This is a genomic window from Kribbella sp. NBC_00662 (assembly GCF_041430295.1).
Classification (GTDB): domain Bacteria; phylum Actinomycetota; class Actinomycetes; order Propionibacteriales; family Kribbellaceae; genus Kribbella.
The window spans coordinates 7,746,678-7,760,200 of sequence record NZ_CP109029.1 but is presented as its reverse complement, the minus strand read 5'-3'; the positions used below and the strand labels follow the sequence as shown (position 1 = coordinate 7,760,200).

The 13,523-nt window shown below is 69.4% G+C and carries 11 protein-coding genes; 8 read left to right on the top strand and 3 right to left on the bottom strand.

What is annotated here, in order from left to right:
- Window positions 1–231: 231 nt before the first annotated feature.
- The 4 genes from OHA10_RS38130 to OHA10_RS38115 are packed head-to-tail and all read left to right on the top strand — an operon-like array spanning window position 232 to window position 5,235.
- Entirely contained in the window at window positions 232–1,578 is a 1,347-nt protein-coding gene (locus OHA10_RS38130; RefSeq protein WP_371403652.1) for an ammonium transporter, read from the top strand.
- Complete coding sequence (locus OHA10_RS38125) at window positions 1,575–1,913, top strand: P-II family nitrogen regulator (RefSeq protein WP_130449218.1); 339 nt, start codon at window positions 1,575–1,577, stop codon at window positions 1,911–1,913. The genes OHA10_RS38130 and OHA10_RS38125 overlap by 4 nt, the downstream gene beginning before the upstream one ends.
- On the top strand, window positions 1,914–4,172 hold the full coding sequence (locus OHA10_RS38120) for a [protein-PII] uridylyltransferase (protein ID WP_371403651.1): 2,259 nt from the start codon (window positions 1,914–1,916) through the stop codon (window positions 4,170–4,172).
- A 10-nt stretch (window positions 4,173–4,182) separates the two neighbouring features.
- Window positions 4,183–5,235 (top strand): DUF2332 domain-containing protein, encoded by a 1,053-nt coding sequence (locus OHA10_RS38115; RefSeq protein WP_371403650.1) that lies wholly within the window; start codon window positions 4,183–4,185, stop codon window positions 5,233–5,235.
- On the opposite strand, the gene OHA10_RS38110 is transcribed toward OHA10_RS38115, so the two are convergent.
- The 3 genes from OHA10_RS38110 to OHA10_RS38100 all read right to left on the bottom strand — a co-directional run bounded on the left by OHA10_RS38110 (window position 5,228) and on the right by OHA10_RS38100 (window position 7,674).
- Window positions 5,228–5,968 (bottom strand): arginase family protein, encoded by a 741-nt coding sequence (locus OHA10_RS38110; RefSeq protein ID WP_371403649.1) that lies wholly within the window; start codon window positions 5,966–5,968, stop codon window positions 5,228–5,230. The genes OHA10_RS38115 and OHA10_RS38110 overlap by 8 nt on opposite strands.
- A 220-nt stretch (window positions 5,969–6,188) precedes the next feature.
- Window positions 6,189–7,238 carry a hypothetical protein gene (locus OHA10_RS38105; RefSeq protein ID WP_371403648.1) on the bottom strand — a complete coding sequence of 350 codons (1,050 nt, stop codon included), beginning with the start codon at window positions 7,236–7,238 and terminating at the stop codon, window positions 6,189–6,191.
- On the bottom strand, window positions 7,231–7,674 hold the full coding sequence (locus OHA10_RS38100) for a hypothetical protein (RefSeq protein WP_371403647.1): 444 nt from the start codon (window positions 7,672–7,674) through the stop codon (window positions 7,231–7,233). Before OHA10_RS38100 ends, OHA10_RS38105 begins: the two co-directional genes overlap by 8 nt.
- A gap of 107 nt (window positions 7,675–7,781) precedes the next feature.
- Between OHA10_RS38100 and ffh the strand changes: the two genes are divergently transcribed.
- The 4 genes from ffh (at window position 7,782) to OHA10_RS38080 (ending at window position 13,418) form a co-directional block, all read left to right on the top strand.
- Window positions 7,782–9,344, top strand: coding sequence for a signal recognition particle protein (gene ffh / locus OHA10_RS38095; RefSeq protein WP_371403646.1), 1,563 nt, complete (start codon window positions 7,782–7,784; stop codon window positions 9,342–9,344).
- A 191-nt stretch (window positions 9,345–9,535) separates the two neighbouring features.
- Window positions 9,536–10,894 carry a lytic transglycosylase domain-containing protein gene (locus OHA10_RS38090; protein WP_371403645.1) on the top strand — a complete coding sequence of 453 codons (1,359 nt, stop codon included), beginning with the start codon at window positions 9,536–9,538 and terminating at the stop codon, window positions 10,892–10,894.
- A 226-nt stretch (window positions 10,895–11,120) separates the two neighbouring features.
- Window positions 11,121–12,308: a lytic transglycosylase domain-containing protein gene (locus OHA10_RS38085; protein WP_371403644.1), complete on the top strand. Its 1,188-nt coding sequence runs from the start codon at window positions 11,121–11,123 to the stop codon at window positions 12,306–12,308.
- 24 nt (window positions 12,309–12,332) lie between these two features.
- The gene (locus OHA10_RS38080; RefSeq protein WP_371403643.1) at window positions 12,333–13,418 is read left to right on the top strand and encodes an amidohydrolase family protein; all 1,086 of its coding nucleotides are present in this window, start codon (window positions 12,333–12,335) and stop codon (window positions 13,416–13,418) included.
- Window positions 13,419–13,523 lie beyond the last annotated feature (105 nt).

Sequence of the window (13,523 nt, the reverse complement as noted above, 5' to 3'; positions counted from 1 at the left end):
GCGGCTGCGGTCCCGTGTGGTCCAGGCCAGAGTGCCACAAGTTGGCCCGCGGTGAGTCATGTCACCTCGATGTCACCTGGGAGCCCGCTTTGTCACACGCCTGAAACAAACGGACCGATCGGCTGAAACGGCGCGCCGACACCGTTTGCGGTGTGGCTGGGCGCGGGCTCCCCGGCGTTGTGGAGTTCTCCCGACTGAGGACGTCGGCCACCCCCTGTATCGATGGAAGGGATGACGTTGATGGAGATCAACGCCGGCGATACCGCCTGGGTCTTGGCCAGTGCCGCCCTGGTGATGCTGATGACACCGGGCCTGGCTTTCTTCTACGGCGGCATGGTGCGCATGAAGAGCGTGCTGAACATGATGATGATGAGTTTCATCACCATCGCCGTCGTCACCATCCTCTGGGTGGTGGTCGGCTACTCGCTGACGTTCGCCGGTGACACCGGGCACGTGATCGGCGACTTCTCGGAGGTCGGCCTGAAGGGCCTGCTCGCACCGGAGGCGGTGAGCGGGACGACGCCCACGCTCGCTTTCGTCGCCTTCCAGTTGATGTTCGCGATCATCACCCCGGCGCTGATCTCCGGCGCCATCGCGGACCGGGCCACGTTCCGCGGCTGGATCGCGTTCGTCGTCGGCTGGACGCTGCTGGTGTACTTCCCGGTCGCCCACTCGGTCTGGTTCCTGGACGACGGCAACGGCGGCTGGATCGGTGACAAGCTGAAGGCGGTCGACTTCGCCGGTGGTACGGCGGTCCACCTGAACGCCGGCGCCGCCGCGCTCGCACTGGCGATCGTGCTCGGCAAGCGCGTCGGCTGGAAGAAGGACCCGATGCGGCCGCACAGCCTGCCGCTGGTCCTGCTCGGCGCCGGTCTGCTGTGGTTCGGCTGGTTCGGGTTCAACGCGGGCTCCGCGCTGAGCGCCGGCACCACCGCTGCTGTCACCTTCGTGAACACCCAGGCCGCCACCGCCGCGGCCGTGATCGGCTGGCTGATCGTCGAGCGGATCGTGCACGGCAAGGCCACCACGCTGGGCCTCGCGTCCGGTGCGGTCGCCGGTCTGGTCGCGATCACCCCGTCCTGTGGCGCGGTCTCGCCGATCGGCGCGCTGATCCTCGGCCTCGCGGCCGGTGCGATCTGCTGCTTCGCGGTGTCGCTGAAGTACAAGCTGGGCTTCGACGACTCGCTCGACGTGGTCGGCGTGCACTTCGTCGGCGGCCTGTTCGGCTCGCTGGCCATCGGCCTGCTCGGTACGGCGGCGGCCCCGTCGGCCGTGGACGGGTTGTTCTACGGCGGCGGAGCCACCCAGCTCGGCCGGCAGGCGGTCGCCAACGTGGTCGTCGGCCTGTACTCCTTCACCGTCGCCTTCATCCTGGGCAAGGTGATCGACAAGACGATCGGCTTCCGGCTCAAGGAGGACGACGAGGTCACCGGTGTCGACCAGGTCGAGCACGCGGAGACGGCGTACGACTACCTCGGCTCGTCCGGTCTGCGCGGCGCGCTGTCGGCGCGCCCGGTGCCGGCGGAGACGGAGAATGGCACCACTGAGGCCTCGGAGAAGGAAGGTGTCAAGGCATGAAGCTGGTCACCGCGGTGGTCAAGCCGCACAAGCTGGACGACGTCCGGGCCGCGCTGGAGACCTTCGGCGTCACCGGTATGACGGTCACCGAGGCGAGCGGCTACGGCCGGCAGAAGGGCCACACCGAGGTCTATCGCGGCGCCGAGTACGAGGTGGACCTGGTGCCGAAGGTCCGGCTCGAGGTGGTCGTCGAGGACGGTGACAGCGCCGACGTGGTCGATGTGATCGTCAAGGCCGCGCAGACCGGCAAGATCGGTGATGGCAAGGTGTGGGTCACCCCGGTCGACACCATCGTCCGGGTTCGCACGGGCGAACTGGACGGAGACGCACTGTAGATGGTTGATCGAGCAGAGCAGCGGCGCGTCCGTGCCGAAGAGGCCGACGCGCTGCTGTACCTGCTCCTCTCCAAAGCCTGTGACGCCCTCGGTGTACCTACCGAGGGCGTCGCGCTGGTCGCGGTCGGCGGCTACGGCCGGGAGGAGCTGTCGCCGTACAGCGATCTCGACGTGATGCTCGTGCACGTCGAGGGGTACCCACGGGTGGACGAGCTGGCCGCACAGATCTGGTATCCGCTGTGGGACTCGCGGACCAAGCTGGACCACAGCGTCCGCACACTGGCCGAGGCACGTGAGGCGGCCGCAGCCGACGACCGGGTCGCGCTCGGTCTGCTGGACGCACGCCACGTTGCGGGGGACTCACACCTCACCCTGCAGCTGCGGTCCGTGCTGATGGCCGACTGGCGTCGTACTGCGCGTTCGCGGCTGCCCGGATTGGCCCAGGCGTGCCGCGACCGCGCGTCCAATGTCGGAGAGCTCGCGCATCTCGCGGAGCCCGATCTCAAGGAGGCGTACGGCGGTCTGCGGGATGCCGTCGTACTGCGTGCGCTGGTCGCGTCCTGGCTGGTCGACGTACCGCATCCGGTCGTCGAGCGGGCGCGGCGGGATCTGCTCGAGGTCCGCGACGTACTGCACGAGGTGGCCGGCCGGGCAACGGACCGGCTGGTGGCTGATCTGGCCGGTGAGGTGGCTGCTGGGCTCGGTCTGTCCGGGCGGGACGAGCTGCTGCGGCATGTGTACGCGACGGGCCGGACGCTGGCACATGTGTGCGACGTGTCCTGGCGACGGGTCGAGAGCCTGATGACCAAGCCGCCGCGCTCCCGGCGCCGGCAGCGGACCGGTGGGCCGCTGCTGCTCGCGCTGGACGAGGGAGTCGGTCAGCACGAGGGCGAGGTCGTGCTGATGCCGGACGCACGACCGGAGCGGGACCCTGTGCTCGGTCTGCGCGCTGCTGCGGTCGCTGCGGACCGTGAGCTCGTTTTGTCGCCTGCTGTGTGTGCTCGGTTGGCTGCGTCGGCTGCTGACCTACCGGTGCCGTGGCCGGGGGAGGCGCTTCGGTTGCTGTGCGCTCTGCTGGGTGCTGGCAGCGGACTGCTTGAAGTGTGGGAGGCCTTGGACCAGGCCGGGTACATAACGCGCATCCTGCCTGAGTGGGATTCGGTGCGGTTCCGGCCGCCGCAGTCGGCGGTCCACCGGTTCACCGTCGACCGGCATCTGCTGGAGACGTGTGTCGAGGCGTCGTCGATGGTCCGCGACGTACGGCGACCTGACCTGTTGCTGGTCGCTGCACTGCTCCATGACCTCGGCAAAGCGCTCGACGGCGATCACAGCGTCACCGGTGCTGCGATCGCGGCGAAGGTGGCGCGGCGGATCGGATTCAACGAGACGGACTCCGACACGATCGCCCTGCTGGTCCGGCAGCACCTGATGCTCGCCCAGGTGGCTACTCGGCGCGATCTGGATGACCCGATGACGGTGGACATGGTCGCCGGCATCGTTCGCAGTACCGAGACTTTGGACCTGTTGGAAGCGTTGACGTACGCCGATGCGCGGGCGGCTGGACCGGCAGCATCGTCGCCGTGGCGGATGCGGCTGGTGGGTGAGCTGTGCCGGCGGGTGCGCGGTGAGCTGTCCGGCGGCGGCGAGAGCATGTGGACCGAGGCACCTCCTGTTCCGGTGCCCGTGCTGCATCAGGTGGTTGGAGTGGGGCGGCTTGGCCTCACCGTGTCCGACCACCACGGCGATCTGCGGATCAACGTCGCAGTACCCGACCAGGTCGGCACGCTGTCGACAGTCGCCGCCGTACTTGCTGTAGAGCGACTGGCAGTGCGGTCCGCGGTCATCACGTCGGTAGAGGGTCTTGGTATCTCTCAGTGGACCGTTGCTGGGTCGGCGCCTGATCCGGTCCGGTTGCGGGACCGGCTCGCTGTGGCGTTGCGCGACTCGAGTGACGTCGTACGCCGGTTGGCGGCACGGGACTCGTCAGCAGCACGGGTTGCCAGCAGGGTGGATCTGCTGCCGGAGGCGTCCGAGACTGCGACTGTTCTCCAGGTGCGAGCGCATGACCGTCCGGGACTGCTGTACGACGTGACTGCGGCGATCGCGGCTACTGGTGCGGATATCCGCTCCGCCCACGTCAGCACGCTCGGTGCGGAGTGCGTGGACGTCTTCTACCTCACCGACCGTCACGGCGCTCCGCTCGAGCCGGAGGACGCGCGGACGACGGCGAAGTCTGTCCTCGATCGGCTGACGTTCTAGTCTCAGCGCTGTGCATGTCGTAGAGGCTTTACAACGCCAAGCGGTCGCCTGCGAGGACCTCGGGTCGCCGATGTACGCCGAACTGCTCCGGCTGCTCGTGGACGACTACGAGGTCGGTGGGGTGTCGGTCGAAGTACTGGAGGGGTACGAGGACAGGTCGTTCGGTGAGGCGATCGGTTTGCGGTTGCTGGGCGCCGTACACGGACTGGTGCTGTCCGGTACCGTGCCTGAGCTCGCGGCGTTCTACCCGAGCGTCGGCGGCGCGTGGGACCCGGTGCTCGGCTGGGAGGCGTTCGAGCAGGTGCTGCAGTCGCGGGCGGGGGAGATCCGGTCCCTGCTGACGCAGCCGCCGCAGACGAACGAGGTCAACCGGTCGGTGGCCTTGTACGGCGGTCTCCTGCAGTTGGCTCAGACCGTGCCGCTACCGGTGCGGTTGTTCGAGATCGGCGCATCGGCCGGGCTGAACCTGCGCGCGGACCACTTCCGCTACGTCGGTGACGGGGCGTCGTACGGACCGGTGGACAGTCCGGTGGTGTTCGATCCGGCCTGGGTCGGGGAGATCCCGTCCGCCGACGTACGGATCGCGGAACGGGTCGGGTGCGACATTTCGCCGGTGAACCCGCTGACCGAGGAGGGGGCTCGCACGCTGGCGTCGTACGTGTGGCCGGACCAGTCCGAGCGTTTGACGCGTCTGCGAGGGGCGGTGGAAGTGGCGCGGGAGGTGCCGGCCGACGTACGCCCGGAGGACGCCGTGTCGTTCCTGCGCGCGCTGGAGCTGTCCGAGGGGCACGTGACGGTCGTGTGGCACTCGATCATGTGGCAGTACCTTCGCCGGCCGGATCGAGCCGCGATCGAAGCCCGGCTGGAAGAGCTCGGCGCCCAGGCGACCGAGTCCGCACCGCTCGCGCATCTGAGCCTCGAGCCGCACGCCACGATCAGTCATGCCCGCGGCGCCGAGGGCTGGGAGTACCGCGTCGACCTCCAGACCTGGCCCGACAGCAGCCGGCGCACGCTCGGGGCGATCGGGCCGCACGGCCAGGCGCTCGTCTGGGACCTCAGCTGAGCGCCGCGACCAAGGTGTCGGTGAGCTCGGCGGCGTAGACGCCGTCCTGGTCGAGGTCGGGGTCGAAGATGCCGATGTCGATCCCCACACACTTCGGTGAGGCGAGCAGCGGGCGCAGGAGTGCTTGCAGTTGGGCGTGGTCGATGCCGCCGGGGTCCGGGCTGTCGACCGCGGGCATGATCCCGGCGTCGAGGATGTCCACGTCGAGGTGCACCCAGAACCCGTCCAGCTCGTCCCGCTCGAGATGCTCGATCGTGCCGTCGGCTGCGGCGGTCGCGTCTTCGGCGATCTTCAACGCCGGCCAGACCGGGATCCCGGCCTTCACCACATCGGCCGCGTACTCGTCGTCCTCGCGGATCCCGAGCAGCGCCGCGTCGGTGTCTCGCGTGTACGGTCCGAGCCCTTCGAGGTCGGTCAGATCCGCTTGCCCGCGTCCTGTGACCAGTGCGAGTGCCTCGCCGCCGGCAGCCCCGACGTACGGCGAGTTGTCGACCGTCCGGAAGTCCGAGTGCCCGTCCAGGTACACCACGCCGTACCGCCCCAGGCGCTTCAACGCCAACGCCGGCCCGAGCAGGTTGCTGCACTCACCACCCAGCAGCACGACGAACTTCCCCTCCTCGACGAACCGAGCCACCCGATCCGCCAACTTCACCGTGTACTGCGCCATCGCGGCCGCGTTGAACACCCCGTCACCCGGCTTCCACGCACCCCGGTCGTACCGCGGCGGCGTCACACACCCACCGTCCTCCGCCCCGATCCGCCCCACAAAGCCCCGATCCCGCACCGCCCCCGCCAACTTGTAACACCCCGGCACCACCCCCACCCCCGGCGGCCGCAACCCCAAGTTAGAAGGCCCATCCACCACAACCCGCATCCCGAGCTCCTAACCAGTAAAGGCCAATCAGTCGGTTAGATCCTCGATGTGTTCGTCGCAGCTGTCAATCAACACCTCACTACCCGCGCGCAGGCTCACCAGGACGATGCATCGCAGGCCCCGATGCACCCCGCGCCACCCCTGCCGCGCGAGCCGCCGCCCGCGAACCGTCCCCAAGCGCTGACCCCCGCCCCACCGCCCCCGCAGCCGGCGCCACGCCGCTCAAGAACCGAGCTGCAGCCAGCTCCTCCGTCCCCTCCGCAGCCGCACGGGTTGTCCCACCTGCCGTCTGCTCGGGCAGCAGCCGCGGCTGCTTCTCCGCAGGATGTCGAGCCCCGTCCGCCGATGCCTGCCGATCTGCCCACGGACGCCTTCTCCGAAGCTCTTCAACCTTCGCGTTGAGCGCCCGCCCGATGTCCTCGGCCACCTGCCGCCCAGCCTCCGGCGACCGCTGCGCCAACGAATCCCACCGCGGATGCAACATCGTCGCAATCAACTGCCGCCGAACCTCCCGCCGATCCGGCCCCTCAACCGGCGCGACCTCAGCCAGCCGATTCCGCACGACAGCTTCAGCCAACTGATCGAAATGCATCACCGCCGGCCCGTGCGTGAGTCGGTCGATCAACGTCTCACGATCGACATTCGGACCGGACGCCTGCTGGATCAAACCGTTCGCCGCTGCGAAGGCGCCCGTCTGTTGAGCGTCGTCGAATGCGAGGCTCAGATATCCGGCCTGTCTGCTGAAGGTCCGCAGGTCGGCTGCCGCCCGGACCGACGCGACGCCGTCGTGCAGGCCCCGTGACTGGGTCGTTCGGATGACGTTGGCCTCGCCCGGCGCCTCTATCGGCATGCCCGCTTGCGTGACCTGTTCGAGAACCGTCGCCACTGCGCGCGCCTGCATCCGACGGTTGGCTGCCGGATCCCTCGTCAGCCCCTCACGAAGAAGCGACCCGTGGATCTGAACCGCGCCGGTCTGGTGGTCGAAGCCGCCGAGGCTGCTCGTCGCGTACAGCTCACGGTTCCAGCGGTCGACGCCAGTCGGCCGGAGTTGGCGCGCGAGGTCGTACAGCCGCCTGAACTCGCGATACGTCGGCGAGTCCTCAGGGACGCGCTGAGCCGTCTCAGGCATCGGGGAACGGAGTGTCGGTCAGCGGGAACGACGGATTGCGGAGCCAGTTCTCCATGGACTCCAGATCCCCCGTCATCGCACGGATGTCCCACTCCTCGTCGGCCGAGGCGCGATCGGCGAGCTCCCAGATCCTGCGGCGCCCATCCGCCAGCATCGCGATCTGCTCTTCCGTCGTGCCCTTCGGCGGATAAACGGCGACGTGGATCTGCACGGCTTCGCGGTAGAGGTCACTTCGCGCCGGAGGTGGAGGAGGCGGCTCGGCGAGGTCGTTGATGAGATGGCCGGTCCAGGTGCGGTCGTGCTCTGAGGCATCGGCCGGCACCAGCTCTCGCAGCTTGTCCTGTTCGGCTGCGAGGTCCGCGGGCTGTGCGCCGCGGTGGACTCGGTCGTAGGCCCGGTTGAACGCCGCGTTGAAGGCTGGGATGTCCAGTGGCATGGCGTTCACGGTAGCTAGGAAGGGTGCTGTGCCGCCGGAGTTATCCACAGGTTGTGGGGCCGGTAGACTCGGGGAGTTCATCGCTTCGACGAAACGGACTGTTTCTCGTGTTCGACACGCTTTCCGATCGGCTCTCCACCGCGTTCAAGAATCTGCGGGGCAAGGGCAAGCTGACCGACGCCGATATCGACGCGACCACCCGGGAGATCCGGATCGCGTTGCTGGAGGCCGATGTCGCGCTGCCGGTGGTGCGGGAGTTCATCGCGGCGGTGCGGGAACGCGCCAGCGGGGCCGAGGTGCGCGGCGGGCTGAACCCGGCGCAGCAGGTGATCAAGATCGTCAACGAGGAACTGGTCAAGATCCTCGGCGGCGAGACCCGCGAGCTGCGGATGGCGAAGCGGCCGCCGACGGTGATCATGCTCGCCGGTCTGCAGGGTGCAGGTAAGACCACCCTGGCCGGCAAGCTAGCCAAGTGGCTGCGCGAGACGCAGCACCAGACCCCGATGCTGGTCGCCGCCGACCTCCAGCGGCCGAACGCGGTGACCCAGCTGCAGGTCGTCGGTGAGCGCGCCGGCGTGCCGGTGTTCGCGCCCGAGGCCGGCAACGGCGTCGGCGACCCGGTGGACGTCGCCCGCAAGGCGATGGACGAGGCCCGGTCCAAGCAGTACAGCGTCGTGATCGTCGACACCGCCGGCCGGCTGGGTGTCGACGAGGAGCTGATGAAGCAGGCCGCGGACATCCGCGACGCGGTCAGCCCGGACGAGATCCTGTTCGTCGTCGACGCGATGATCGGCCAGGACGCGGTCACCACCGCGCAGGCCTTCCTCGACGGCGTCGGCTTCGACGGCGTCGTACTGTCCAAGCTCGACGGTGACGCCCGCGGTGGCGCCGCGCTGTCGATCGCGCAGGTCACCGGCCGCCAGGTGATGTTCGCCAGCAACGGCGAGAAGCTCGAGGACTTCGACGTCTTCCACCCCGACCGGATGGCCTCGCGCATCCTCGGCATGGGCGACGTGATGAGCCTGATCGAGCAGGCCGAGCGCTCCTTCGACGCGGAGGAGGCGGCCAAGACCGCCGCCAAGCTGCAGAAGAAGGGCGGCAAGGACTTCACCCTGGACGACTTCCTCGCCCAGATGCAGTCGGTCCGCAAGATGGGCCCGCTGACCAAGATCTTCGGCATGCTGCCCGGTGCGAACCAGTTCAAGGACCAGCTGGAGAACTTCGACGAGCGCGAGATCGACCGGATCGAGGCGGTCATCCACTCGATGACGCCGGCCGAGCGGAACGATCCGAACATCATCAACGGCTCCCGCCGGGCCCGGATCGCGAAGGGTTCCGGCACCGAGGTCGCCACCGTGAGCGGTCTGGTCGAGCGGTTCTTCGAGGCCCGCAAGATGATGTCCGCGATGGCCTCCGGCAAGGGGATCCCGGGGATGCCCGGCATGCCGGGTATGCCGGGTGCGGGCGCCGGTGGGGCGCGGAAGGCCAAGCAGCAGGCGAAGAAGGGCAAGAAGCGCGGCTCCGGCAACCCCGCCAAGCGGGCGAACCAGGGCAACCCCCAGCCGCAGGCGCCGCAGCCGGGCCAGCTCCCGGCCGCGTTCGGCGGCCGCCAGGACGGCGGCGACTTCGAGCTTCCCGACGACCTGAAGAAGATGCTCGGCGGCAACTGAACCGCACTTCCCGAAAGGGCAGTGTCCGTAGTGTGAACTTTCGGCGACCACAGGCTGCACACGCCTGCCGGAAAACCCTTAACAGCGCGCAGCGGCGCACTGTGACCGGTTGATCACGACCCCACGGCGGCTAAGATCGTGCCTACGCCCGAGAGACACACCACCTGCGGAATGCGTCGAGGACGGTTCGGATGAGGCAGCAGTTCAAGAACCTGGACACGTGGCGGGGCAAGTTGTCCGCCGCTTGCACCTGCTTGGCGCCTCCCACTGCCATGGTCGCCGTGTTCGTCGTCGGCGGCGTCACCTCGAACACGTTCATCGTCGACGCGCACGCGCTGGCCGCTCCGCGCCAGGACGCGGTCTTCGACGACCTGGCCAACAACGTGCCGACCCAGCCCGGTGTCGACGGCAGCCTGCCGACGCAGGAGAAGTCCACGATCGGGGTCCCGGTGACCGGGACGACCGACGGCACCGTGCAGCCCATCCCGGGCGTGATCGGTGACACCTCGGGCATCCCGGGCACGGTGCTGGCGGCGTACCAGAAGGCGGCCCGGGACCTCGCGCTCTCGATGCCCGGCTGCCACCTGACCTGGCCGCTGCTGGCCGGCATCGGCAAGGTGGAGTCCGGTCACGCCAGCGGGGGCAAGGTCGACGCGAACGGCAACACCCGCGGCAAGATCCTCGGCCCGGTCCTCGACGGCGGCCCTGGGATGGCGGCGATCGCCGACACCGACCAGGGTGTGTACGACGGGAACACGACCTGGGACCGCGCGGTCGGGCCGATGCAGTTCATCCCCGGCACCTGGCGGGCGTTCGGCGCGGACGGCAACGGCGACGGGATCAAGGACCCGCACAACGTCTTCGACGCGGCCCGGGCGACAGGGGACTACCTCTGCTCCGGCGGCGCGAACCTGGCCGACCCGGCGGGCCTGGTCCAGGCAGTGCTGCGCTACAACCACTCGATGGACTACGTCTCGACGGTGCTGCGGTGGATGCAGTCCTACAGCAAGGACACCGTGACGGTGCCGGACCGGCCGGGCACGATCGACACCCCGGGCGACGGCGGCAACAACGGCGACGACGACGAGCGTACGGCGACCACGCCGCCGCCCACGACGCCGCCTCCGACCACCGCCCCGACCACCGTGCCGACCACGGTGCCGTCGACCACGCGGCCGGTCGTCCCGACCACGTCCCGGCCGACCAGCAGCCGCCCGAGCACGACGAAGCCGACCGTCGCTCGGCCGACGAACGGCCCGGGCTCGACGTCGACGTCGCCCACCAAGCCGCCGTACACGCCGCCGACGACTCCGCCCACCACCCCGCCGACCACGCCGGGTGACCCGACCTGTACGCCGACGACGCCGCCGACCTCGCCCACGACGACGCCGAGCGAGTCGCCGACGACCACCCCGTCAGGCGAGCCGACGACGACGCCGAGCGACCCGCCGACGACGCCGCCGACCACGTGCAGCTCGACCGGTCCGGAGTCCGACCCGACGAAGACCGCGGCGGCCACCCCGGGCGACGCCCCGTCGGCGGGCAACTGAGGCGAGCTGTACGCTCACTCCCGAGGCGTCGTCAGGTAGCCGCGATCGTTACCTCGGTGCCGGTTTTCCGAGAGGTTTCTGTGGCCCGTAACTTTGCGTCGTCTTGATGTAACTTTGTGGCGCATGGTTCGTTGAAGGGGCTATGCGCCTAACCCGTAGTGGTAACCGTCGGGTCAAAATAATCATCGCTTCACTGTGCACGGCCCCGCTCCTGGTCGGGGCCATCGTGACAGTTGCTTCGGGCGGGGCCGGTGCCACCGGCCAGCTCGCTGGTACCAACCCGGTCGCCCCATCGCCTGGAGCCGGGCTGAACAGTGGTGAGTTCGACGAGCTGACGATGATCGTGCCGCAGCGTCCGGGAGTGGACGGCCGGCTCGGATCAGACCAACCCGCCCGTGCCGACGTCCCCGTGCAGGGGGCGACCGACGGCCGATCGGTCGTCCGTCCCGGCCGGCCGGGAGCAGTGAACGGCATTCCCCGCGGGGTGTTCCCCGCCTACCGCCGCGCCACCGCCAACCTCGCGGTCGTCCGGCCGAACTGCGGCCTCACCTGGCCGCTGCTCGCCGGCGTCGGCAAGGTCGAGTCCGACCACGCCAGCGGCGGCCGCGTCGACGTGGCCGGCACCACCCGCGGCCGCATCCTCGGCCCGGTGCTGAACGGCCGGCACGGCAACGGCCGGATCATGGACTCGGACAAGGGCAAGTTCGACGGCGACGCGACGTACGACCGGGCCGTCGGGCCGATGCAGATCATCCCGCAGGTGTGGGACGAGTTCGGGGCCGACGGCAACGGCGACGGCTTCCGCAACCCCAACAACGTGTACGACGCGGTCACCACCGTCGCCGTGGTGCTCTGCTCCGAGGGCGACGACCTGAAGCAGCCGCGGGACCTGGTCGAGGCCCTGCTGCGCTACCAGCACTCCAAGGACTTCGTCGCCACCGTGCTGAAGTGGATGCGGGTCTACAGCAAGAACGCGGTCCTGATCCCCAACGCGACCGGCAACATCGCCGCCGCGAAGTGGACCGGCAACGCCGACCGCAAGGTCGACCCGCGGCAGGTCCCCGACGTGCCGGACGACACCAAGACGACCACCGCGACCGCGACGCCCACGGCGACCGTGCCGCCGCCGGTGCTGCCGTCCACGCCGCCGTCGACGGAGTGGGACAAGCCCACCGTGCCGAAGCCGATCGACACCCCGACCGGTACGCCGACGCACCGGCCGACGTCGACACCGACCAAGACCCCCACCAAGACGCCGACGAAGACTCCGACCAAGACGCCTACGGAGACTCCGACGCAGACTCCGACCCAGACGCCCACGGACACTCCGACGCAGACTCCGACCGGGACGCCGTGCGCGGGCAACGAGCCCACCACCCCGACCTGTACGCCGGGCGGCGGCTCGCACGGCTGAGAGGTCCCCGATACGGTCGGATCCATGACCGTTCTCAAGCTCGTCGGCACGGTGTTGCCGGCCGGTGAGCAGCAGGAGCTCCATCTCAGCGGTGGGCTGGTCGTCGACCGGCCCGCCGCTGGTGATGTGACCACAGTGCACACCGGTGGGTGGATCGTGCCCGGCCTGGTCGATGCGCATTGCCATATCGGCCTCGACCAGCACGGCGCCGTCGACGCGGACATCCAGGAGCAGCAGGCGATCGTCGACCGCGACGCCGGCGCGCTGCTGGTCCGCGACGCCGGCTCGGCCGCCGACACCCGCTGGATCGACGACCGCGAGGACCTGCCGAAGATCATCCGTGCCGGCCGCCACATCGCCCGCTCCAAGCGCTACATCCGCAACTACGGCTGGGAGATCGAGCCGGAGGAGCTGGTCGCGTACGTCGAGCAGGAGGCCCGTCGTGGTGACGGCTGGGTCAAGCTCGTCGGCGACTGGATCGACCGCGAGGCCGGCGACCTGACCCCGTGCTGGCCGGCCGAGGCGCTGACCGCGGCGATCGCCCGCGCGCACGAGCTCGGCGCCCGCGTCACCGCGCACGTCTTCGGCGAGCATGCCCTGCCCGACCTGCTTGCCGCCGGCATCGACTGCATCGAGCACGGCACCGGCCTCGAGCCGGACCTGCTGGCCCAGATGGCCGACCGTGGCGTCGCGGTCGTCCCCACGCTGATCCAGCTCGAGAACTTCCCGGAGTACGCCGACCAGGCTGCCGCGAAGTTCCCGGTCTACTCGGCGCACATGCGCGACCTGTACGACCGCCGCCTGCACCGGCTGCGGGACGCGTTCGAGGCCGGCGTACCGGTCTATGCGGGGACCGACGCGGGCGGCGTCCTCGGGCACGGTCTCGTCGCCCAGGAGATCCAGGCGCTGACCGGGATCGGCATGTCGGGGGAGCAGGCCCTGGCCGCGGGATCGTGGGCGGCTCGGGCCTGGCTCGGTGCCCCGAGCGAGCTTCGGCCCGGCGATCCGGCCGACCTGGTCGTGTACGACGAGGACCCGCGCGCGAACCCCGCCGTACTCACCCACCCGCGCTTGATCGCGCTCCGTGGTCAGGTGTTGTTCCGACGGTGACGGGAAAAAATTCACTCAAACACTGGATCGGACGGAAGATCTTCCCTTAGCGTGACTTCCGGGACCGCCGACGCCCCTCGGCGGACCAGACAGAGGGAAGGACCG